This is a genomic window from Streptomyces sp. HUAS 31 (assembly GCF_028198125.1).
Lineage (GTDB): Bacteria > Actinomycetota > Actinomycetes > Streptomycetales > Streptomycetaceae > Streptomyces > Streptomyces chartreusis.
Map to the genome: position 1 here is coordinate 4197718 of NZ_CP116353.1, position 24294 is coordinate 4222011.

The window sequence follows — 24294 nt, forward strand, 5'->3', positions numbered from 1 at the left end:
GTCGGACATTCGGGTACGTGGGTTCAGCGGGCGGCCGTCAGTGCCGCGAGGTCGCGTTCGACGCGACGGCCGATGACCGCCGCCGGGCCGGGGCCGAGCATCTGCTGGTGGCCGCAGTCGACGTCGTACACGTCGGGGGAACCGGCGAGGTGCGGCTCCCAGCTCTTGGTGCGCAGCGCGCGTTCCTCCTGGCCGAGGCCGCCGCCGGTCGCCAGGAACAGCGTCATGGGGCAGCCGTCGAACCGGCCGGGCGTGAATCGCTGGAACAGTGCGAGGTTGTTGCGCATGACGCCGATCAGCCGCTCCAGCGTCGCCTCGCCGAGCCCGGCGAGCGGGCCGCCGATGCGCGCGAGGTGCGCGGCGACCGCGACCGGGGTGAGCCGGCCGACGCCGTCCGTGCCGACGCCGGCCTCGGTGAGGAAGTCCGCGAGGAACTCCTCGTCGGTCGGCGCCGCGCCGCGCGCGTCGTCGGGGAAGGCGTCCAGGTTGGCGAGATAGGCCACTTCCTTTCCGGCCGCCCGCAGCCGCACCGCCATCTCATGGGCGACGACTCCGCCGTAGGACCAGCCGAGCAGGTGGTAGGGCCCGCTGGGCTGCACGCCCCGGATCCGCTCCACGTACTCGTCTGCGACCTCGGCGAGATCGCGGGGCAACGGCTCGTCATCGCCGAGCCCACGGGCCTGGAGCGCGAACACGGGCTGCTCGGAGTCGAGATGCTCGACAAGCGCGGCAAAGGGAATCCCGAAGCCGAGCCCACCGTGCACGCAGAACAGCGGGGGGCGGGAGCCGGTCGGCCGGATGCTCAGGATCGGACCGAGGGCACCTGCAACGCCCTCAAGGGGCGCGGGGAACTGCGCGACCAGCCCCCGCGGCGCCGCACCCGGACCACCACCCATCTCGGCACTACCGGCCAGAGCCCCCAACGTCCGGTGCTCGAAAACGGCCGCAAGACTGATCCGCAGCCCACCCCGCGCGGCAGCGCTGACCAGCAGAATCGCCTTGAGACTGTCCCCGCCCAGCGCGAAGAACCCGTCGTCCGGACCCACCGCCCCGCACCCGAGCACCTCGGCGACCGCAGCGCACAGCACCCGCTCCGCCTCGGTGCCCGGCGCCCGTACGACACGGTCGGCGGGAGCGGCCTCGGCGGCCGGCAGGGCCCGGACGTCGAGCTTCCCGTTCGGGGTGAGCGGCAGGTCGGCCAGCGGGACGAACGCGCCCGGCACCATGTAACCGGGGAGGGTACGGGCCAGGTGGGCGCGCAGATCGCCCGGTTCAGGCGCCGCACGGCCGTCCGCGGGAACGACGTAGGCGACGAGGTGCCGCTGTCCGTCGGGCCCGGTGGGGGCGAGGACGGCGGCCCGCGCGACATCGGCGTGCGCCGTCAGGTGGCGTTCGATCTCGCCGGGTTCGATGCGGAAGCCGCGGATCTTCACCTGCTGGTCGGCCCGGCCGACGTAGTCGATACGGCCTCGGGAGTCCCAGCGCACCAGGTCCCCGGTGCGGTACATGCGCTCGCCGGGCTCCCCGAACGGGCAGGCCACGAACCGCTCCGCGCTCGCCGCCGGCCGCCCGAGATACCCGAGGGCGAGGCCCGGCCCCCCGAGGTACAGCTCGCCGACGACGCCGCGCGGCACCGGCCGCAGGGCCTCGTCCAGGACGTAGGCGCAGGTGTCGCCGATGGGCAGTCCGATGGGGACGCTCACCGGGGTGTCCTCGGCGGCGGCGAGGTCCTGGAGGGTGGCGAACGTGGTGGTCTCGGTCGGGCCGTAGACGTTGTACACGCGGGTGTCCGGCAACGCGGCCCGCAGCCGTTCGAGGTGGTCGCGGGAGTGCGCCTCGCCGCCGGTGAGCAGGATCCGCAGCGGGGCGAGCGCGGCGGGCCGGGTGTCGGCGACCGCGTTGACGAACTGGGTGGTGAGGAAGGCGACGCTCACCCCGGCCCGGCCGCAGAACTCCCCGAGCGCCTCGGGGTCGGCGGGACCCGGCGGGCAGATCGCCAGCCGGGCGCCCTGCGTGAGGGGCCCCCAGATCTCGAAGGTGGACGCGTCGAAGGCGACCGGCGCGAAGTACAGGAAGGTGTCGGAAGGGGTGAACTCCAGCTCGGGCAGGCCCTGTACGAGCCGTGCGGCGGCACGGTGCGAGACGGCGACGCCCTTGGGCCGGCCGGTGGAGCCTGAGGTGTAGATGACGTAGAGAAGGTCGTCCGGGGCCGGCGGGGCGACGGCGGGCGGGGTCACCGGGAGGTGGACCAGGCTGCCGCGGACGGCGGGGTCGTCGAGCACGACGAGTTCCGCCTGCACCGGGTCCAGCGCCTGCGCCAGCGACTCCTGGGTCAGCAGCAGCCGGGCGCCGCTGTCGGCGAGCATGCCGCGCATCCGCTCCGCCGGATACGCCGGGTCGAGCGGCAGGTAAGCCGCACCGGTCCGGGCGATGGCCAGCAGGGCCGTCACGGTGGCCGGTCCGCGTTCCAGGCACAGCGCGACCAGGTCGCCGCGGCCGATGCCGCGCCCGGCGAGCAGGTGCGCGAGCCGGTTGGCGGCGGCGTCGAGGTCGGCGTACGTCGTGCTGACCAGGGCCCCGTCGGGGTCGGCGTGGACCAGGGCCACCGCGTCCGGGGCTGCGGCGACCCGGCGGGCCACCAGTTCGGCGAGGGTGGTGCGTTCGGTGCCGGTGCGGCGGGTGCCGCGGGCCAGCAGGTCGGTGCGCTCGGCGGGGTCGAGGAGGTCCAGGCGAGACAGGGGCAGGCCGGGTTCGGCGAGCGCGGCGGCCAGCAGCCGCAGGTAGGAGTCGGCGATCCGGCGGGCCGTGGCGGGCTCGAAGAGGTCGGTGCGGTACTCCAGGGCGAGCGAGAGACCGTCGGTGCCCTCCTCGGTGAGCTGGAAGAACAGATCCCACTTGGCGGTGGCCCCGGGCACCTCCTGCGGCCGTACGGACAGGCCGCCGCTCGTGGCGCCCTGCGGCAGGTCGGCCTCCTGCTGGTGGCCGAGCATCACCTGGAACAGGGGGTGCCGGGACATCGACCGCTCGGGGTTGAGCACCTCGACGAGCTTTTCGAACGGCACGTCCTGGTTGCGGTAGGCGGACAGGTCGAACTCGCGGACCCGTGCGACGAGTTCGCGGAAGCCGGGGTCTCCGTCGGTGTCGGTGCGCAGCACGAGCGTGTTGACGAACATGCCGACCAGGTCGTCCAGGCGCTCGTCGGCGCGGCCCGCCACCGGGGAGCCGAGCGGGATGTCGGTGCCCGCGCCGAGCCGGGTGAGCAGGGCTGCGAGGGCGGCCTGGAGCACCATGAACACGCTGACGCCCCACTCCGCCGCGAGGTGCCGCAGTGCCGTGACCAGCTCTCGGGGGGCGTCGGCCCGTGTGAGGCCGCCGTGGTGGCCGGAGCGGGCGCCCCGGGGGAGGTCGAAGGGGAGCTGGAGTTCCTCGGGCAGGCCGTCGAGGGCCTTCTTCCAGTGCGCGAGCTGGCGGGCGAGTTCGCTGTCGGGGTCGGACTCGTCGCCGAGGAGGTCGCGCTGCCAGAGGGTGTAGTCGGCGTACTGCACGGCCGGCGGCGGAAGTTCGGGGGTTCGGCCGCTGCGACGGGAGTCGTAGGCGGTGGTCAGGTCCCGGGTGAGGGGGGCGAGGGACCAGCGGTCCGCGGTGATGTGGTGCAGGACGAGGAGGAGGACGTGGTCGTCGGGGGCGAGGGTGAAGAGGCGGGCCCTGACGGGGATCTCGTGCTCCAGGTCGAAGCCGCCGGTTGCCTCCGTGGCCAGCGCGTCGGCCAGCGCCGGCTCGTCGACGGCGATCACCGGTAGGGGTACGGGGGCTTCGGTCGGCGGGAGCACGCGCTGTTCGGCGGGGCCGACGGCACCTGGGGAAGTGCCGCGCCGTGCCGTCGGGTGGCTGCCGGTCCGTCGTGGCCGGTCGCGCAGTTCCCCGCGCCCCTCTGGGGCGCTGTGGTGCGGGAACACCGTCCGCAGTGACTCGTGGCGGGCCACCACGTCCGCCAGTGCTGCCTCCAGCGCCGGCACGTCCAGTGGGCCGGACAGGCGTACCGCGAGGGGGATGTTGTAGAGGCCGTCGGGGGCGCCGAGGTGTTCGATGAACCAGAGGCGCTGCTGGGCGTAGGACAGAGGGAGCGTGTCGGGGCGGGGGCGGGCGGTGAGTGGTGGGCGGCCGGGTTCGGCGGCCGGGACCCGGGCGGCCAGCGCGGACACCGACGGGGCTTCGAAGAGGTCGCGGATGCCCAGCTCGGTGCCCAGTTCGGCGCGGGCTCGGTTGACGATGCGGGTGGCGAGGAGGGAGTGGCCGCCCAGGGCGAAGAAGTCGTCGTCGACGCCGACGCGTTCGAGGCCGAGGACCTCGGCGAAGATCGCGCTCAGCGTCTCTTCCTCGCGGGTGCGCGGGGCCCGGTCGGAGGTGGCGTACTCGGGCGCCGGCAGGGCGCGGCGGTCGAGCTTGCCGTTGGCGGTGAGGGGGATCGCGGGGAGCCGTACGACGGCCGACGGGACCATGTAGTCGGGGAGTCGGGTGCTCGCGAACTCGCGCAGCTCTGCACCGAGTTCTGCCTCCGAGACCACGTACGCCACCAGGCGCTGGTCCCCCGGGCGGTCCTCCCGCGCCACGACCGCCGCCTCGGCGACGCCGGGGTGGCGGCCGAGGACCGTGGCGATCTCGCCGAGTTCGATGCGAAAGCCGCGCAGCTGGACCTGCTGGTCGGCGCGGCCCAGGTATTCGAGGGTGCCGTCGGCCCGCCACCGGCCGAGGTCGCCGGTGCGGTACATGCGCGCGCCGGCCGGTCCGAAGGGGCAGGCCACGAAGCGGTCGGCGGTGAGGTCGGGGCGGCCCAGGTAGCCGCGCGCGAGGCCGGGCCCTGCGACGTACAGCTCGCCGGGCACACCGGCCGCCGCCGGGCGCAGGGCGCCGTCGAGGACGTACACCCGCAGGTCGGGGATGCCGCGACCGATGACGCTGCCCCCGCCCGCGGCGGCCGTGGCGGCGTCCAGCTCCTGGTAGGAGACGTGGACCGTGGTCTCGGTGATGCCGTACATGTTGATCAGGCGCGGGGCGTCGTCGGCGTGCCGTGCGTACCAGTCGCCGAGGCGGCCGATGTCGAGGGCCTCGCCGCCGAACACCACGTACCGCAGGGCGAGTTCGCTGTCCGCCCCGGCGTCGGCGCGCATCAGCTGGTAGAAGGCGGACGGGGTCTGGTTGAGGACGGTGACCCGTTCGCGCGCGAGCAGCTCGCGGAAGGCGTCGGGCGAGCGGGAGACGTCGTACGGCACGACGACGAGACGGCCGCCGTACAGCAGGGCGCCCCACAGTTCCCAGACGGTGAAGTCGAAGGCGATGGAGTGGAACAGCGTCCACACGTCGTCGGGCCCGAAGCCGAACCAGTCGTCGGTGGCGTCGAGCAGCCGCACGACGTTCCCGTGCGGGACGACCACGCCCTTGGGGCGGCCGGTGGAGCCGGAGGTGTAGATGACGTACGCAGCGTGCTCGGGTGCCACGGCCGCGCGGGGGTCGGTGGCGGGGCAGGCGGCGAGCTCGGCCCGGGTCCCCTCGGCGGCGAGGTCGACGCGCGGCAGGTCGGGTGCCGCGGGCAGGTCGGCGTCGGCGCCGGTCAGCAGCAGTACGGGGCGTGCGTCGTGCAGGGTGTGGGCGACGCGGTCGGCCGGGTGGGCGGGTTCGAGGGGGAGGTATGCGGCGCCCGACTTCAGGACCGCGAGGACGGCGACGATCAGGTCGGCGCCGCGCGGCAGCGCGATCGCCACGAACGTCTCGGGCCCGGCGCCCCGGGCGGCGAGCAGGTGCGCGAGCCGGTTGGCGCGCTCGTCCAGCTCCCGGTAGGTGAGGCTCGTGGCGCCGGCGGTCACCGCCACGGCGTCGGGCGTGCGCGCGGCCCGCTCCGCGAACAGCTCCGGGATCGTCGTACGGCGGGCGGGGGCCGGACCGGACTCGGCGGTACCGCTCCACTCGGTGAGGATCCGCCGTTCCTCGGCCGGGTCGAGGCCGCCGAGCCGGGCGAGGAGGACGTCCGGGTCGTCGGCGACCTGCCGCAGGACCCGCACGAGCCGCCCGAGGACGCTCTCGGCGCCCGGCACCGAACTCCGGTACGCCAGCTGCATCTCCAGCCGCTCCCCCGGCAGCACCGTGAGGTGGAGCGGGTAGTGCGTGGCCGAGTGCACCTGGGCCGCGCTCACCGCTCCACCGGTCTCGCGGCGCAGGCCCTCCTCGTCCAGGGGGTAGCTCTGGAAGGCGAGGACGGTGTCGAAGAGTTCGCCCTGGATGCCGCTCGCGGACTGGACCTCGGCGAGCGGCAGGTGCTCGTGCGGCATCATCGCCAGCTGCTGCCGGGCCAGCTCCTCGATCAGCTCGCTCGCCCGTCGCTGCGGGCGTACGTCGGCCCGTACCGGAAGGGTGTTGGCGAACAGCCCGATCATCGACTCGACGCCCGGCACCTCGGCGGGCCGCCCGGAGGTGACGGCGCCTAGGACGACGTCCTCGCGGCCGGTGAGCCGGCCCAGCAGCACCGCCCAGCAGCCCTGCACCACGGAGTTGAGGGTCAGCCCGCGCCCGCGCGCCCAGGCCGTGAGCGCGGCCGTCTCCCGCTCGGGCAGGAAGTCCCTTACGGACTGCGGCAGTTCGGTGTCCGTGCCGGTCGCCTCCGGCGCGACCCGCACGGGCCCGTCGAGCCCGTCCAGCAGTCCCGCCCAGGCCGCGCGGGCCGCGGCGCGGTCGCGGGTGCCGAGCCAGTTCAGGAAGGACCGGTAGGCGGTCGGCTCGGGCAGGGCCGTCGCGCCCCGCTCGTCGGCGAGGAGGGTCAGCTCGCGCACGGCCAGCGGCAGCGACCAGCCGTCGACCAGGATGTGGTGCACGGACCACACCAGCCGGCAGCGGCGCTCGCCGAGCCGCAGCAGCGCGAACCGCATCAGCGGCGGGCGGGCCGGGTCGATCCGCCTCAGCCGGTCCTCCCGGGCGATCCGCCGGGCCCGCGTCTCGCGCTCCTCCTCGGGCAGGTCCGTGAGGTCGTGCACCGCCCACGGCGGCCGCACCTCGTCCTCGTGCGGGACGACCTGGACGGGCTCGCCGTTCTTGCGGTTGCGGAAGCAGGCCCGCAGGTTGGGGTGGCGGCGCAGCAGCGCGGCGGACGCGGTGCGCAGCCGGCGCTCCAGGTCGGCTGCGTCACCGTCGATGTCCGCGACGAACTGGAGGGTGTAGAGGTCGGGGGCGGTGCGGTCGTAGGAGGAAAGGAAGAGCAGGCCCTGCTGGAGCGGGGAGAGCGGCAGCACCGCGCTGATCCTCGATCTGGGGCCGCTCTTCGACCCGGTGGTGGGCTCGGTCACGACAGATCCTCACTCAACTCGAATTCCAGATCGGCGAGTTCCTCGTCGGTCAGATCGATCAGGTCGCCCTCGGGCTCCGGGGCGGGCTCGGCCGCGACGCCGCCCGCGGCCCGGGCGAGCTCGGCGGCCGTACGGTGCGTGAAGACGTCCCGGGTGGTCAGGGCGAGGCCGGCGGTGCGGGCGCGGCTGACGACCTGGATGGAGCGGATGCTGTCGCCGCCGAGGGCGAAGAAGTCCTCGTCGATGCCGACGGCCGGCATGCCGAGCACCTCGGCGAGGATCCCGCAGAGGATCTCCTCGCGCTCGTCACGCGGCCCACGCGCCTGCTCCGCCTCGTCGGCCCGCTCCGGCAGGGGCAGCGCCTTGCGGTCGAGCTTGCCGTTCGGCGTGAGCGGCATGGCGTCCAGGACCAGCCAGGTGGACGGGATCATGTACGCGGGCAGCAACTGCGCGAGCTCGTCGCGCACTTGGCCGGCGTCCACACCGGGGCCGGTCAGGTAGCCGACCAGACGCGGATTGCCGGACGCGTCCGGTACGACGGCCACGGCGGCGTCGGTCACCTGGTCGAGCCCCCGTACGGCGGCCTCGATCTCACCGAGTTCCACGCGGCGGCCGCGGATCTTGACCTGGTGGTCCCGCCGCTCGATGAACTCCAGCTCCCCGTCGGGGCGTTGGATCACCCGGTCGCCGGTCCGGTACATCCGCGTGCCGGGCCCGGCGAACGGGTCAGCCATGAAAGTGCCGGCCGTGCGCGCCGGGTCGTCCAGATACCCGCGTCCGACGCCGGCGCCACCGACGTAGAGCTCACCGGGGACGCCGACCGGGACCGGCTGGAGTTCGTCGCTCAACACATACAGACGTGTGTTGCGGACCGCGCCGCCGATCGGCACCCGGCCGCCGAGGTCGTCCTCGGCACGGATCACCGCGTGCGTGACGTCGTCCGAGCACTCCGTCGGACCATAGGCATTCATGAGCGGGATACGCGGGTAGCGGGTATGCCAGCGCTCGCACAGGTCGGCGGGCAGCGCCTCACCCGTCACCATCAGCCACCGCAGATCCGGCAACTCCGGGACGCGCCCGTCCAGGTCCCAGGCATCCAGCGCGGCCCGCAGCAGTGACGGAACGACCTCCAGGACGGCGACCCGCTCCTCGCGGACCATCGCGAACAGCCCGGCCGGATCCGCCGCCATCTCCGTGCCCGACACCCGCACCCGACCACCCACCAGCAGCGGGGCGAGCATCTGCCACACCGACACGTCGAACGTCAGCGGAGCGTTCTGCACCACCGCCTCACCGGCGGCCAGGTCCAGATCCCCCACCTTCGCCCAGAGGTGATTGACCATCCCCGAGCGCTGCACCATCGCCCCCTTCGGGCGACCCGTCGACCCCGACGTGAACATCACATACGCCAGATCGAGGCCACCGCCGACGGTGGGCGGCAGGGCGCGGTCGGTGAGGGTGTCCTCCAGGACCAGGACGGTGACGTCACCGGCGATCTCGCGGGCCTCGGCCTCGTACGCGGTCCCCACCAGCAGGTACCCGGCGCCGCTGTCCCGCAGCAGGCCGGCGTTGCGGGCGGCGGGAGCGGCCGGGTCCAGCGGCAGGTAGGCACCGCCGGCACCCAGGACGCCGAGCACGCCCGTCACGAACGGCACGCCGGGGTCGGCGAGCATCGCGATCACGGAGCCGGTGGTGACCCCGGCCGCGGTGAGGCGGGCGGAGAGGCCGCCGGCCGTCTCGACGAGTTCGCGGTAGGTGAGGGAGGTCGTGCCGTCGGTCGCCGCGGGCTCGTCGGGGATGCGGTCGGCGACCGCGCGCACCCGCTCCACGACACCGAGGCTCTCCTCGGGGATCGAGGGGTCCCAGCTGCCGAGCAGACCGCCGAGTTCGCCAGGGGTGCCGGGGCCGGCGAGCGTCGTCGGGGCGGTCACGTCGATCCGGGCGAGCGGCAGGGCGGGCCGGTCGGCGACGGTGCGCAGCAGGTGCCGGAACATCAGGGCGACGCGTTCGACGTCGGCGCGGGTGAAGCGGTCGGGTGCGTAGTCGAGCCGCAGGGTCAGGGTGTCGCCGGGGAAGACCGCCATGCTCAGCGGGTGGTGGCGGGCGTCCCTGGCCTCGGTGCGCAGCACCCGGACGCCGTCGGTGCCCGTGTCGGTGCCGGCGGCGTCCAGCGGGAAGTTCTCGAAGAGGACCACCGTGTCGAAGACCTCGCCCGTGAGCCCGGCCGCCTTGTGGATCTCGGCGAGGCCCAGGTGCTCGTGCGGCATGAGCGCGGTCTGCCGGTCCTGGAGGGTGTGCAGCAGCTCGGTGAGGGTGGCGCCGGGGTCCAGCGGGACGCGGACCGGCACGGTGGTGAGGAACATGCCGATCATCGACTCGACGTCGGGCACCTCGGCCGGGCGGCCGGAGGTGACGGCGCCGAAGACGACGTCCTGGCGTCCGGTGAGCCGGCCCAGCAGCAGCGCCCAGCAGCCCTGCACGACGGTGTTGAGGGTGAGGCCCTGGGTGCGGGCCCAGCCGGACAGGGCGGCGGTCAGCTCGCGCGGCACCTCGGCGTGCACGGCCTCCGGCAGGACCGGGGCCCGGTCGGGGTCCGCGGGGACGAGCAGCGTCGGCTCGTCGACGCCGTCCAGGGCGTCCCGCCAGGCGGCGCGGGCTCTCTCGCGGTCCTGGCCGGTGAGCCAGCCGAGGTAGCTGCGGTACGGGGCCGGGTCGGGCAGCAGCGTGACGTCCGCGTCGGTGCGGCACAGGGCGAACAGCTCCCGCACGAGCAGCGGCATCGACCAGCCGTCGACGAGGATGTGGTGGCTGGTCCAGATGAAGCGGTGCCGTCCCTCGCCATGGGTGACCAGCGCGAACCGCAACAGCGGCGGGGCGGTCAGGTCGAAGCGGCGGGTGCGCTCGGCCTCGGTGATCCGGTCGAGTTCGGCGCCGCGCTGCGGCTCCGGCAGATCGCGCAGGTCGGTCTCCTGCCACGGCAGTTCGGCGTGGTCGGGAACGAGCTGCACGGGGTCGCCGGTGGCGCGGGCGCGGAAGGCGGCGCGCAGGTTGGGGTGCCGGTCGAGGAGTGCCTGCCCGGCGGCGCGCAGCACCGCCGGGTCGATGTCGCCCTCCAGTTCGGCGACGATCTGGAGGGTGTAGACGTCGGTGGCGTCGCGGTCGTAGTCCGCGTGGAAGAGCAGGCCCTGCTGGAGCGGGGTGAGCGGCAGCACGTCGGTCAGGGCGGTGCCCGCGTCCGCGAGTTCGCTCTCGTACGCCTCGATCTCGTCCTGCGTGAGGTGGACCAGCGGCAGGTCGGACGGTGTACGGCCGCCCGTGCCGGGCTCGGCGGTGTGCCGGACCAGCAGGTCCAGGGCGCGGAACCAGGTCTCGGCGATGTCCCGGGCGTCGTCCTCGGCGACCGCCTGTCCGGCCCACGCCCAGTTGGCGATCAGGTGCGGGCCGTCGTGGCGGTCCTCGGTGGCCGGGGTGACGTCGAGGAGGTGGGGCAGCGGCATGGCGGGGTGGGCACCGGTGCCGACGACGCCGCCGCCGCCCGCGGGTTCCCACAGCCGGTTCTCGCGGGCGTCGAAGCGGCCCATGTAGTTGAAGCCGAGCTGGGGGCGTTCGTGGCGGGCGAGGACGCGGGCGGCGTGCGGGTTGAGGTAGCGCAGCATGCCGTGGCCGACGCCCCGGTCGGGCAGGGCGCGCAGCTGTTCCTTGACCCGCTTGAGGGCGGTGGCGAGGGCCGGGCCGCCGGCCCACACCTCGTCCCAGTCGAGGGCACCGGGGTCGAGCCGCACCGGGAAGGCGCTGGTGAACCAGCCGACGGTGCGGGACAGGTCGAGGCCGTCGGTGAGCTGTTCGCGGCCGTGGCCCTCCAGCTCGATCAGGGTCTGCGCGTAGTGGGTGTGACCGTGCCGGCGGCGCCAGTCGGCGACGGCCAGGGCGAGCCCGGTCAGCAGGACGTCGTTGACCTCGGCGTGGAAGGCCGCGGGCACGTCCGTGAGGAGCGGGCCGGTGACTTCGGGGCCGAGTTCGAGACGGAGGGTGCGCCGGGTGCCGTACACGTCCTTGGCGAGGTCGAGGCGCCGGGTGCCGACCAGCGGGTCGGGGCCGTCCAGGATCCCCTGCCACAGCGCGAGTTCGGCGCCGCGCACCTCGGTGCGGGCCTGCTCGGCGAGCAGCCGGGACCAGGCGCGGTACGAGGTGCCGACTGGCTCGGGCGCGGGGGCGCGGCCCTCGGCGAGCGCCGCGCAGGCGGCGGCGAGGTCGGGCAGCAGGATGCGCCAGGAGACTCCGTCGACGACGAGGTGGTGGCCGCACAGCACGAGGAGGGCGGTGCCGGCGCCGGTTGAGGGGAGTTCGGGTCCGTCTGCGGCTGCGGGTCCGTGGGGGCTTGTCGCGCAGTTCCCCGCGCCCCTGAAGGCCGGCCCGGTGCCCGTCGGCTCAGCGGTGACCGACCCAGGGGCGCGGGGAACTGCGCGATCGGCCCCCACCGGCCCTCGGTCGGCAATGGCGGGGTCGATCAGTACGGCCTGGAGCATGATCGCCGCACCAGGGTCCAGCCGCGCTCGCGCCGCCGCGGCCTGCCGTTCGGCGAACGCGAGCAGGTCCTTGTCCCGCGCGCCGCCCGCGTCCGCGCTCGCCACCAGCCGTACGCCGGCCAGCGCGCCGCGCTCCAGCACCTCCGTGTGCCACAGTCCGGGCGCCGGTTCGGTGGCGCGGGTGCGCAGCGCGTCGTGGTGGTCGACCAGGGCGTGCAGAGCCGCGTCGAGCAGCTCGGCGTCGAGCCCGGCCGGCACATGCACGACGACATGCTGGCTGTACTTGACGACTGGCCCGGCCAGGGACCTGGTGTCCTCGTGCAACTGCCCCATGATCGGCGTGAGTTCGTACGGCCCCACGCCGCCCGCGTCGTCGTCCGGCTCGCGCGTCGCGTCGGCGTCGAGGCTGCCCGCGGCACGGGCAAGGGCGGCGACGGTCTTGTGCTCGAAGACGTCCCGGGTGGTCAGGGCGAGGCCGGCGCTGCGGGCGCGGCTGACGACCTGGATGGAGCGGATGCTGTCGCCGCCGAGGGCGAAGAAGTCCTCGTCGATCCCGACGTCCCGGGTGCCGAGCACCTCCGCGTAGATCCCGCACAGCACCCGCTCACGCTCGGTACGCGGCCGGCGCACCGACTCCTGCCCACCCAGCGCGGGCTGCGGCAGGGCCTTGCGGTCGAGCTTGCCGTTGGGCGTGAGCGGCATGGCGTCCAGGACGAGCCAGGTGGCCGGGATCATGTACGCGGGCAGCAACTGCGCCAGTTCGTCCCGCACTTGGCCGGCGTCCACACCGGGCCCGGTCAGATAGCCGACCAGACGCGGATTGCCGGACGCGTCGGGCAGCACGGCGACAGCGGCGTCCACCACGCTCTCCAGGGAACGGATGACGGCCTCGATCTCACCGGTCTCGACCCGGCGGCCGCGGATCTTGACCTGGTGGTCCCGCCGCTCGATGAACTCCAGCTCCCCGTCGGGGCGTTGGATCACCCGGTCGCCGGTCCGGTACATACGGGAACCCGAGGGCCCGAAGGGGTCGGCCATGAACGTGCCCGCGGTGCGGGACGGGTCGTGCAGATAGCCGCGTCCGACGCCGGCGCCACCGACGTAGAGCTCACCGGGTATGCCCGCGGGGACCGGCTGGAGTTCGTCGCTCAGGACGTACAGGCGTGTGTTGCGGACCGCGCCGCCGATCGGGACCCGGCCGCCGAGGTCGTCCTCGGCACGGATCACCGCGTGCGTGACGTCGTCCGAGCACTCGGTCGGACCGTAAGCATTCATGAGCGGGACACGCGGATAGCGGGCGTGCCACCGCTCGCACAGGTCGGCCGGCAGCGCCTCACCCGTCACCATCAGCCACCGCAGATCCGGCAACTCCGGGACGCGCTCGTCCAGGTCCCAGGCATCCAGCGCGGCCCGCAGCAGTGACGGAACGACCTCCAGGACGGCGACCCGCTCCTCGCGGACCATCGCGAACAGCCCGGCCGGATCCGCCGCCATCTCCGTGCCCGACACCCGTACCCGACCACCCACCAGCAGCGGGGCGAGCATCTGCCACACCGACACGTCGAAGGTCAGGGGGGCGTTCTGGACCACCGCCTCACCGGCGGCGAGGTCCAGGTCCCCCACCTTCGCCCAGAGGTGATTCACCATCCCCGAGCGCTGCACCATCGCCCCCTTCGGGCGACCCGTCGACCCCGACGTGAACATCACATACGCCAGGTCCGAACCGGTCCCGATGGCGGGGAGTTCGGTCACGGAGGTGGCGTCGGCGGGAGCGGTGAGCGGGAGGGCGGTGACGTCCGGGGCGGGGGTGTCGTGGCCGGCGCCGGTCAGGAGGTGGCGGGCGCCGCTGTCCTGGAGGAGGCCCGCGTTGCGGGCGGCGGGGGCGGCCGGGTCCAGCGGGAGGTACGCGCCGCCCGCGCCCAGGACGCCCAGGACACCGGCGACGAACGGCACGCCGGGGTCGGCGAGCATCGCGACCACCGCGCCGGGCTCCATGCCCGAGGCGCGCAGACGGGCGGCCACACCTGCGGCGCGGGTCAGCAGCTCGCGGTAGGTGACGCTCTCGGTGCCGTCGGACACGGCGACGGCGTCGGGCGAGGTCGCGGCGACGGCCCGTACGCGCTCCACGAGCCCTTCGTAGTTCGCCTGTTCGGCGTCGCGGTCCCAGGTGCCGAGCAGACCGCGGGGCTCGCCGGGGGCGCCCAGGCCGATCCGGCCGACGGGGTGGTCGGCGGGCAGGGCGGCGAGGTCGGTGAGGAAGGCCTCGAAGCGGGCGAGGTGGGTGGCGAGCTCGGCCGAGGTGTACAGCTCCGGGTTGCCGTCGAGGTGGATCTCCATCGAGCCGTCGGCGGTGTTCAGGACGGTGATGATGAGGTCGTTGACGATGCCGGTGGACAGGTTGACGATCGTGCCGTCGCAGGCGCCGGTGAAGGCGAGCGCCGGGTCCTGGTTGAGGACGTTGATGAACGGTCCGAAGGGGCGCCGGTCGTCGGTGCGCAGGCCGATGTCGCGGCGGACGCGGTCACCGCGGTAGCGCTGGTGCTTCAGCGCGCCGGACACCTCGATCCACGCCTGGCGCAGCAGCTGGGTGCGGGTGGTGTCGGGGCGTACCGGCACGGCGAGCGGCAGGTAGTTGGCGAGCATGCCCGGGATCTCACGGCTGGCGGCGCCGACCCGGCCGGTCACCGGCAGGGTGAGCAGCGGGCGGTCGACGCCGGTGGCACGCTGCGTGTACGCGGCGGCCGCGGCGACCATGACGACGGGCATGGTCACCTTGCCGTCCCGGGCGAGGGCGCGCAGCGCGTCGGTGGCCTCGGCGGACAGCCGGGCGGTGTGGCGCAGGGCGCTGCGGCCGGGGGCGGGCTGCCGGGCCGAGAGGGAGACGAGTTCGGGTGCGGGGCCGTGGGCGCCGGCGGTGAGACGGGTCGTCCAGTGCTTGCGGTCGCGTTCGACGTGCCCCGAGTCGAGGTAGTCGCGCTCGGCGTCCAGCAGACGGTGGAAGGGCGGCATGGCGTCGGCGTCGAGGGCGTGCTCGTCCTCGCCGGCCGCGAGCCGGGTGTAGAGCGCGGCGAGCTTCGGGTAGAGCAGGGCGCGGCTGAATCCGTCGGCCAGGATGTGGTGCATGCACAGGTAGAGCAGATGGTGCTCGGGGCCGAGGCGGATCAGGGCGCCGCGGAACAGCGGGAAGTCGGTGACCTTCAGGGGGTCGGCGTGGTCGGCGCGCATCCACGCCTCGGCGGCGGCGAGCGCCTCGGGCTCGTCGGCGAAGTCGAGCTGTTTCAGCGGGAGTTGCGCGAGCGGCCGGATGATCTGGCCGGGGGTGCCGTCCTCCTCCACGAACTGCACGCGCAGGCCCTCGGCCTCGTGGCCCAGCCGGCCGAGCGCCCGGCCGAGCAGGTCCGGGTCGAGCGGTCCGCGCAGGTCGATGTAGTCGGCCATGTTGTAGCCGAGCGGACCGGTGGCGAACTGCTCGTCGAACCAGATCTCGGCCTGCGCCGCGGTGAGCGGGAGGACGGCGCCTCGGTTTGTCGTCATCGCTTTGCTCTCCGTCATTCTCAGCGCCTCAACCAATTCGTCCGCTTGTGCCGTTCAGCCCGAAACCGTCTCGAGGCCGGCTGTCGATTCCGTGCCCGCCCAGGTCCCTTCGGCGTTCTCCGTGAGGGATTCCGCGCCGAGGGAATGCGTGACCCATTCGTCGTGGTAAACGGTCTCCATATAGCGCTCGCCCAGGTCCGGGGAAATGGTCACCGCGGTCACCTGCTCGCGAATGCCCGACGTGGTGTCGCCGTATTGCTCGGAGAGCCAGCTCAGCGCTCCGGTCACGGCGGTTCCGGTGGAACCGCCGAAGGAGAATCCGTGCCGCATCAACTCCCGGCAGGTGCGCACGGTCGCGTCCTCCGGGACATGGACGACGGCGTCGACCAGGGACTCGTCGAGCAGCGCGGGCCGCACGCTGGTGCCGAGGCCGGGGATGTGCCGGGTGGCCGCGGGGCGGCCGAAGGTGACCGAGCCGACGCTGTCGACGGCGACCACCCGCACCGAGGGCCGGCGCTCGCGGAAGTAGCGGGCACAGCCCATCAGGGTGCCCGTGGTGCCCGCGCCGACGAACAGCACGTTCAGGTCGGGGAACTGGCGGGCGATGGCGGGCGCGGTGGTGCGGTAGTGGGCCATCCAGTTGCCGGGGCTGAGGTACTGGTTGAGCCAGACCTTCTTGTCGTCGGCGGCCAGCAGCGCCTTGACGTGCCGGATCCGGGCGCCGAGGAAGCCCTCGGTCTCGTGCGGCTCGGTGATGACGTGCACCTCGGCGCCGAGCGACTCCATGGTGCGCCGGGTCACCGCGTTGCAGCGGGAGTCGGTCACGCACAGGAACCTGAAGCCGCGGCTCGCGGCGAGCAGGGCCAGGGCGACGCCCATGTTGCCGGACGAGGACTCCACGAGGGTCGAGCCGGGTCCGAGCCTGCCCGCGGCCTCGGCCTGCGCGACCATCTCGCGGGCCGCCTTCAGCTTGATGGAGCCGGCGAAGTTGAATCCCTCGACCTTGAGAAAGAGACGCCGCCCGAAGAGCGGTTGCAGATTCACGAAGAGGTCGCTGACATCGAATTCATGCGACGCGGATATAACCGGCACTGGCACTCCTGGCCTTCGGCGACGAATGAGCCTCGCCGCCAAGCCTGTAGGCGGGCGCTGACGAGGTGCTGACGGGCTGCTGACAGGGCAGGAAGGGACGTCGCGGACGCTCGGTGGGGTGCTTCGCCGGGGGGCCCGTGCGGTGGCGGGCGGCCGGTGAATGCGTCAGCGGGCCGTCAGTTACCGGTCAGTTGAGCGTCAGTGCGATCGGAAATCGTCGAACGGTCGGAAATGATCCCGACTTCCGCCCACCCAGCTCTTCCGTGAGGAGCACGGCTTGAATCGGCCATCCGCCATCAGTGAAGTCCTTCCGCTCACGCCCCTGCAACAGGGGCTGTTGTTCCTCGCGGAATACGACCGTGAGGGAACGGACCTCTACACCCTTCAGCTGGTGGTCGACTTCGAGGACCTGACCGACGCCGATGCCGGGGCGCTGCGTGCTGCGGCGGCCATGCTCCTGGAACGTCACCCGAACCTCAAGGCCTGCTTCCGTACCCGCCGCACGGGCGAGGCGGTCCAGGTAGTTCCGAAGTCCGTGGAACTGCCCTGGCAGGAGCGGCTGCTGCCCGACGCGGACGCGGCGACCCTGGACCGCCTGGCCCACGAGGACCGCCTCCACCGCTTCGACCTGACCCGCCCACCCCTGCACCGCTTCACCCTCCTCAGGGGCGCCGGGGGACGCGGCCGCCTGCTGTGGACGGTCCACCACATCCTGGTGGACGGCTGGTCGATGGCGACGCTGACGCGGGAACTGGCGGAGTTCGCGGCGAGGTTGGGCGGGGCGACAGGGGTCGGCAAATCGGCCGGCCTCGGGAACGCCGGCGGGGCGGGAAGAGCGGTCGGCTCCGGTGAAGCGGCCGGTATCGGCAGAGCGGCCGGGTCCGGCGTAGCGGCCGGTATCGGCAGAGCGGCCGGGTCCGGCGTAGCGGCCGGTGTGGGCACTGCGCCGGAGTCCGGCGGGGCAGCCGGGTTGGGCCGGCCGGACGGCCTCGACGTCGCCCCGAACCCCACCGCCACGCACTACCGCGCCCACCTCGCCTGGCTCGGCGCGCAGGACAAGGAGGCGGCACGGGAGGCCTGGGGACGGGCACTCGCCGGGGTGTCGGAGCCGACGCGGCTGGTGCCGAAGGAGGCACAGCCGACGTCGGAGGCGGCCGAAGGTGACGGATCCAGCGCCTCGCAGGCCGACGTGCTGCCCGCGCAGGTCCCCGTCGAGCTCGCCCCGGACGTCACCGCCGCTCTCACCCGTCTCGCCCGTGCTCGCGGTCTGACCGTCAACTCGGTGGTCCAGGGCTGCTGGGCGCTGCTGCTGTCGAGGCTGACCGGCCAGGACACGGTGCTGTTCGGTGCGGTCTCCTCGGGACGCCCGGCCGAACTGCCCGGCGTCGAGGCGATGGTGGGCCTGTTCGCCAACACGCTTCCCGTACGGGTCGACGTGGACCCCCGACGCACGCCGGCCGAGCTGTTCGCCGCCGTGCAGGCCGGCCAGACCGAGCTGCTGCCGCACGAGCACCTCACACTCGCCGAGGTCCAGCAGCTGACGCCGGTGCGCGGGGAGCTCTTCGACACGGCACTGATGTTCCAGAACTACCCGATGGGCGAAGTCCCCCTGGCACCGCCCGAGTCGGGCCCCAGGGTGACGGCGATCGACATCCGTTCCGCCACGCACTACCCCCTGACCCTCACGGTGTTCCCCGGCACGCCGTTCGGCCTCGCGATCAACCACCTGCCGTCCCGCGTCCCGCACGCGACGGCCCACACCCTGGGCCTGCGCTTCGCCCGCCTCCTCGAAGCGGCCGTGACCGACCCGGACACCCCCACCGGCCGCCTGGACGTCCTCCTCGACGAACCCGAGCGGACCCGCCTCCTCACCACCCGCAACAGCACGGCCACCGACCTCCCGGGCGGCCTGCTGGCGCCGCTCCTGGAACAGTGGGCCGAACGCACCCCGGACGCACCGGCCGTACGCTGCGGCGAGGACCGTCTCACCCACCGCGAGCTGCACGCCAGAGCCGACGCCCTGGCCTCCGCCCTGCGCGCGGCGGGCGCGGCCCCGGAACGAGTGGTGGCGCTGGCCCTGGACCGCTCCTGCGACCTGGTGGTGGCAGCCCTCGCCGTCCTCAAAACAGGCGCGGCCTACCTCCCCCTGGACCCCGACTACCCCCCGGACCGCCTGCACTACATGCTCAAGGACGCGGCCCCGGTGGTAACCCTGACCCACACGAGGGTGGCCCCTCTCCTGTCGACGGATGGTGCGGAGAACACCGGCCAAGGCAGGGTGTGGATCCTCGACGCGACCGCCCCCAACACGACCGTGGCAGGCGCCGACGGCGCTCAGCCCCCGCAGGGGCCACCCGCACCCGGCCACGAAACCCGCACGGGCGGTGCGGGTGGGAACACCGACGCGGCCGAAGGCCGCGACGTGCCCCCGAACGCACCCGCATACGTCATCTACACCTCAGGCTCCACCGGCCGCCCCAAGGGCGTGGTCGTCCCCCACGCCGCCCTCGTGAACCTCATCCACGACATGGCCGCCCGCTTCGAGGTCACCCCCACGGACCGCTTCCTCGCCGTAACGACCTTCGGCTTCGACATAGCCAACCTGGAACTCTTCGTCCCCCTGGCCACCGGCGCCGAGCTCCTCCTCGCCGACCGCGAAACGGTCCGCGACCCAGCCGCCCTGGCCACAGCCATCACCACCACCGGCGCAACCCTCATGCAGGCCACCCCCAGCCTGTGGCAGACCCTCACCACCGACCACGCCCCCGCGCTGAAGAACCTCCGCGCCCTGGTCGGCGGCGAGGCCCTGCCCGACCCCCTGGCCCACGCCCTCACCACCCACTGCGCCTCGGTCACCAACGTCTACGGCCCCACGGAAACGACCGTCTGGTCCACGGCCGCACAACTCACCCCGCACACCCAAGGCCCACCCCCCATCGGCCACCCCATCGCCAACACGGCCGTGTACGTCCTCGACGCCGCCCTCCGCCCCACCCCCGACGGCTCGTACGGCGAGCTCTACATCGCCGGCTCCGGCCTCGCCCGCGGCTACCTGGGCCGCCCGGCCCTGACAGCGGACCGCTTCGTGGCCGACCCGTACGGCCCACCCGGCACCCGCATGTACCGCACGGGCGACATAGTCCGCTGGACAACAGACACCACAGGCACCACAGACACAAGCACGACCACCGGCACCACCACCGCCCTCGAATACGCCGGTCGCAGCGACCACCAGATCAAGATCCGCGGCCACCGCATCGAACTCGGCGAGATCGAATCCGTCCTGGGCGCACAGCCCGGCATCGAGCGGGCCGTCGTCACGGCCCGCACCGACCACGGCGGCGAACCCCGCCTGGTCGCCTATGTCGTACCGGCAGGGACCGACCGCGACCGGCTGCGGGAGCGCGCGTCCGCGGTGCTGCCCAAGCACATGGTCCCTGCCGTGTACGTCCACCTGGACACCCTCCCGCTGACCCCGAACGGCAAGGTCGACCGCAAGGCGCTGCCCGCCCCGCCGGACGACCGCACGAGCACGGGCCGCCCGCCCGCGACGCCGTACGAGGAACTGCTGTGCACGGCCTTCGCGGAGGCGCTCGGCCTCGAACGGGTCGGCGCCGACGACGACTTCTTCGCCCTCGGCGGCCACTCCCTGTCCGCGATCCGGGTCGCCAACCGGCTGCGCGCGGACCTCGGCGTGGACGTCCCGGTCCGCACCCTCTTCGACACCCGCACCGCGGAGTCCCTGGCCCGCACCCTTTTCCCGCCCACAGCCACCACCGCACCCACCGCCACACCCACCTCCACCTCGGACCGGACGCACACCCCCACCCCAACGCCCACCGACCGCCCACCCCTGCGCCCCACCCCCGACCACCCCACCGCCTCGGCCCCCCTCTCCTACGCCCAGGAACGCCTGTGGTTCCTCAGCCGTATGGGCACCCCGGCCGGGACGTACAACATCCCCCTGGCCGTCCGGCTCACCGGCGCACTCGACGCGCCCGCCCTCACCGCGGCGCTCGCCGATGTGGTGGCACGGCACGAGAGTCTGCGCACGGTGTTCGCGGAGGCCGACGGGCTGCCGTCGCAGCTGGTGCTGTCCCGCGAGGAGGCGGCGGCGGCGGCGGGCGCCCGTATGGAGGTCGTACGGCTGCCCGGCGAGGAGGCCCTCCCCGGCGCGCTCGCCGCCGAGGCCGCGCACCCCTTCGACCTGTCCGCCCAAGTTCCGTTGCGCGCACGGCTGTTCGCGCTGGGCACGGACCGTCACGTGCTCGCGCTCACCGTGCACCACATCGCCGCCGACGGCTGGTCGCTCCAGCCGCTCGCGCGGGACGTCGTGACCGCGTACCGGGCGCGGCTGGCGGGCGGCGCGCCGGACTGGGAGCCGCTGCCGGTGCGGTACGCGGACTACGCGCGCTGGCAGCGGGAGCTGCTGGGCGCCAAGGACGACCCGGACAGTCTGATCGCGAGGGAACTCGCGCACTGGCGCGAGGCGCTGGCCGGTCTGCCGGAGGAGCTGGAGCTGCCCGCCGACTTCCCGCGGCCCGCCCGGGCCGGCGGGCGCGGGGGAAGCGTGGCGCACACCGTGCCCGCCGAGACGCACGCGCGCCTGGCCGAGCTGGCGCGGACCTCCGGCGCGAGCCTGTTCATGGCCGTGCAGGCGGGTCTCGCGGCGCTGCTGACCCGGCTCGGCGCGGGCACCGACATCCCGCTGGGCAGCCCGGTGGCGGGCCGTACGGACGACGCGGTGCGCGATCTGGTGGGCTGCTTCGTCAATACGCTGGTGCTGCGCACCGACACCGCGGGCGACCCCACCTTCGCCGAACTGCTGGCCCGTGTACGGGAGTCGGACCTGACGGCGTACGCGCATGCGGAGCTGCCGTTCGAGCATCTCGTCGACGAGCTGAAGCCGGCGCGCTCGCTGGCCCGGCAGCCCCTGGTGCAGGTCGTGCTGTCGTTCCAGAACGCGGCCGGTCCGCTGCCGGGGATGGAGGGGGTCACGGCCTCGGTGGAGTCCGTCCCTTCCACCACGGCGAAGTTCGACCTGTCCTTCGAGGTGACCGAGCGCGCGGCGGCGGACGGTGCTCCGGGCGGCCTGGACATCCTGCTGGAGTACAGCGCGGACCTGTTCACCGAGGCCACGGCGGACCGTGTCGCGCACGCCCTCGCCACCCTCCTCGCCTCCGCGGCCCGCACCCCCGACGCGCCGCTCGGCGCCCTCGACCTGCTCACCGCCGAGGACCGCCACGCCCTGCTGACCGAGCATCAGGGCCGGGTGCTGCCGCAGCAGCCGGTGACCCTGCCGGTCCTCTTCGAGGCGCACGCGGCCGAGGCTCCCGCCCGTCCGGCGCTCCTCGTCCCCGGCGCGGACCCGCTGGACTACGGGGAGCTCAACGCCGAGGCCAACCGCCTCGCCCGGCTGCTGCTCGGCCGCGGGATCGGCCCCGGTGACCTGGTCGCGCTGGCGCTGCCCCGGTCGGCCCGTACGGTCGTGGCGCTGCTGGCCGTACTGAAGACCGGTGCGGCCTATCTGCCCGTCGACCCGGACTATCCGGCCGAGCGCATCGCCTACATGCTCCAGGACGCCGCGCCGGCCGAGGTCCTGTCCGTCGCGGAGGCCGCCGGCCGGCTTCCCGGGGTGTCCCCGCTGGTCCTGGACGCCCCGGCGACGCTGGCCGAGCTGGGCGCGCTGCCCGCCACCGACGTCACGGACGCCGACCGCACCCGGCCGCTGACGGCGCGGGACACGGCGTACGTCATCTACACCTCCGGCTCCACCGGCCGCCCCAAGGGCGTGGCCGTGCCGCACGCGGGGGCGGCCAATCTGGTCGCCAACCTGCGGGCGGAGATGGGTGCGGGGCCGTGGACCCGGGTGCTCCAGTTCGCGTCGTTCAGCTTCGACGCGACGGTGTGGGAGCTGTCCGCCTCGCTGTACTCGGGCGGCACCCTCGTGTGCGCGACCGCCGACAGCAGGCTGTCCGCGCCGCTGCTGGCCGAGCTGATCACCGAGTACGGCGTCAATCACGCGATCCTGCCGCCCACCGTCGTGGCAGGCTTCCCCGATCCGGCCGCGCTCCCGGGCGACCTGTGTCTGCTGGTCGGCGGCGAGGCTTGTCCGCCGGCGGTGGTCGAGCGGATCGCCCCGCACGTCACGCTGCGCAACGCCTACGGCCCGACGGAGACCTCGGTCGCCGCCACCTGGAGCGATCCGCTCACCCCGGGCGGGAAGCCGCCGATCGGCCGTCTGCTGGCCAATTTCCGCGGGTACGTCCTGGACGCGGCCCTCGCGCCGGCGCCGGTCGGCGTCACCGGTGAGCTGTACCTCGCGGGCGGCGGCCTGGCCCACGGCTATCTCGGCCGCCCCGGCACCACCGCCGAGCGCTTCGTCGCGGACCCCTACGGCGGGCCCGGTACGCGGATGTACCGCACGGGCGACCTGGTGCGCCGGCGCTCCGACGGCGCGTTGGACTACGTCGGCCGCGCCGACCACCAGGTCAAGCTGCGGGGCTTCCGGATCGAGCCGGGCGAGATCGAGGCCACGCTGACCCGGCACCCGGTGATCGAGCAGGCGGCGGTGGTGGTGACCGCGACGCCGACGGGCGACCGCCAACTGACGGGCTACGTCGTCCCGGTGCCCGGCGTCGCCGCCGTCGACGTACCCGTCCTGCGTGCCCATGTCGCCGGCTCCCTGCCGGCCCACATGGTCCCGGCGTCCCTGGTCACGCTGCCCGAGCTGCCGCTGACCCCGAACGGCAAACTCGACACCCGAGCCCTGCCGGCCCCGGGCACCCCGACCCCCGAAAGCACCGGCCGCCCCCCGCGCACCCCCGCCGAGAAGGCCCTGGCGGACGTCTTCTGCGAGGTCCTGGGCCTGCCCCAGGTCGACGCCGACGCCGACTTCTTCACCCTGGGCGGCGACAGCCTCCGCTCGGTCCGGATAGTCAGCCGAGCGGAGAAGGCGGGCCTCATCCTGTCCCTGTCGGACGTCTTCACCCACCGCACGGTGTCAGCACTGGCGACAGCGGCCGAGAGCACGTCCGAGTCGGACGGCGAGGCCCTGGTGCCGGTGCTGCCCATCCGTCCCACCGGCACCCTGGCTCCCCTGTTCTGTGTCCACGGCGGCGTCGGTTTCGGCCTGCCCTTCGCCGAACTGGCCGCGCATCTGGACACTCGGCGTCCGGTGTACGCGCTCCAGTCCGACGGGGTCACGGCGGCGCACGGGGACTGGGACCGCCCCCAGGACGTCCCCGCCCTCGCCGCGGTCTACGTCGAGCGGATCCGGCAGGTTCAGCCGCAGGGCCCGTACCACCTGCTCGGCTGGTCGTTCGGCGGGCTGGTCGCACACGAGATGGCCGTCCGGCTCCAGGAGGCGGGCGAACAGGTCGACTTCCTGGCGGCGCTGGACGTGGCTCCCGTCGAGCCCGACGACCCGAACCCCACCGACGAGCAGATCCGCACCGCGTTCCTCGAACACCACGCCCGTGGCACCGACATCCCGGAGGCGGACCTGCGTCACCTGATGACGGTCATGCGGCACCACACCGACATCGCCCGCCGCTTCACACCGGACCGCTACACGGGTGAGCTCACGCTCTTCGTGGCCGCGGACGAGCCGAACGCCCCGACCGGCGACCCGGCGGCGCGCTGGCGGCCGTACGTGGACGGCGCGGTCGTGGTCCACGACGTGCCGTGCGGGCACGAGGAGATGCTGAGCGGCGATGCGGCACGCCACATCGGTGCGCTCACGGACCGGGCCCTGCGCCGGACCTGAGGCGGAACGGACACGACAAGGGCGCCGGTGGCTCGTGCTGAGC

4 protein-coding genes are annotated in these 24294 nt (G+C 73.8%); 1 reads left to right on the forward strand and 3 read right to left on the reverse strand.

Annotated elements, in window-relative coordinates; translation table 11 throughout:
• Positions 1 to 23: 23 nt before the first annotated feature.
• Genes PGH47_RS18545 through sbnA form a run of 3 tightly spaced genes read right to left on the reverse strand, consistent with a single transcriptional unit; the run spans position 24 to position 16483 of the window.
• Positions 24 to 7331, reverse strand: a complete 7308-nt coding sequence (locus PGH47_RS18545; RefSeq protein ID WP_271664360.1) for an amino acid adenylation domain-containing protein — start codon at positions 7329 to 7331, stop codon at positions 24 to 26.
• Positions 7328 to 15391, reverse strand: coding sequence for a non-ribosomal peptide synthetase (locus PGH47_RS18550; RefSeq protein ID WP_271664361.1), 8064 nt, complete (start codon positions 15389 to 15391; stop codon positions 7328 to 7330). Before PGH47_RS18550 ends, PGH47_RS18545 begins: the two co-directional genes overlap by 4 nt.
• A gap of 54 nt (positions 15392 to 15445) precedes the next feature.
• On the reverse strand, positions 15446 to 16483 hold the full coding sequence (gene sbnA, locus PGH47_RS18555) for a 2,3-diaminopropionate biosynthesis protein SbnA (protein ID WP_271664362.1): 1038 nt from the start codon (positions 16481 to 16483) through the stop codon (positions 15446 to 15448).
• Positions 16484 to 16760: 277 nt separating this feature from the next.
• Here sbnA and PGH47_RS18560 point away from each other — a divergent pair, with 277 nt between their 5' ends.
• Entirely contained in the window at positions 16761 to 24251 is a 7491-nt protein-coding gene (locus tag PGH47_RS18560; protein WP_271664363.1) for an amino acid adenylation domain-containing protein, read from the forward strand.
• The last annotated feature ends 43 nt before the right edge of the window (positions 24252 to 24294 follow it).

Bases quoted from the DNA above. Each gene is read 5' to 3' on its own strand.
- PGH47_RS18550 (WP_271664361.1), bottom strand. From the start codon at position 15,391: ATGACGACAAACCGAGGCGCCGTCCTCCCGCTCACCGCGGCGCAGGCC.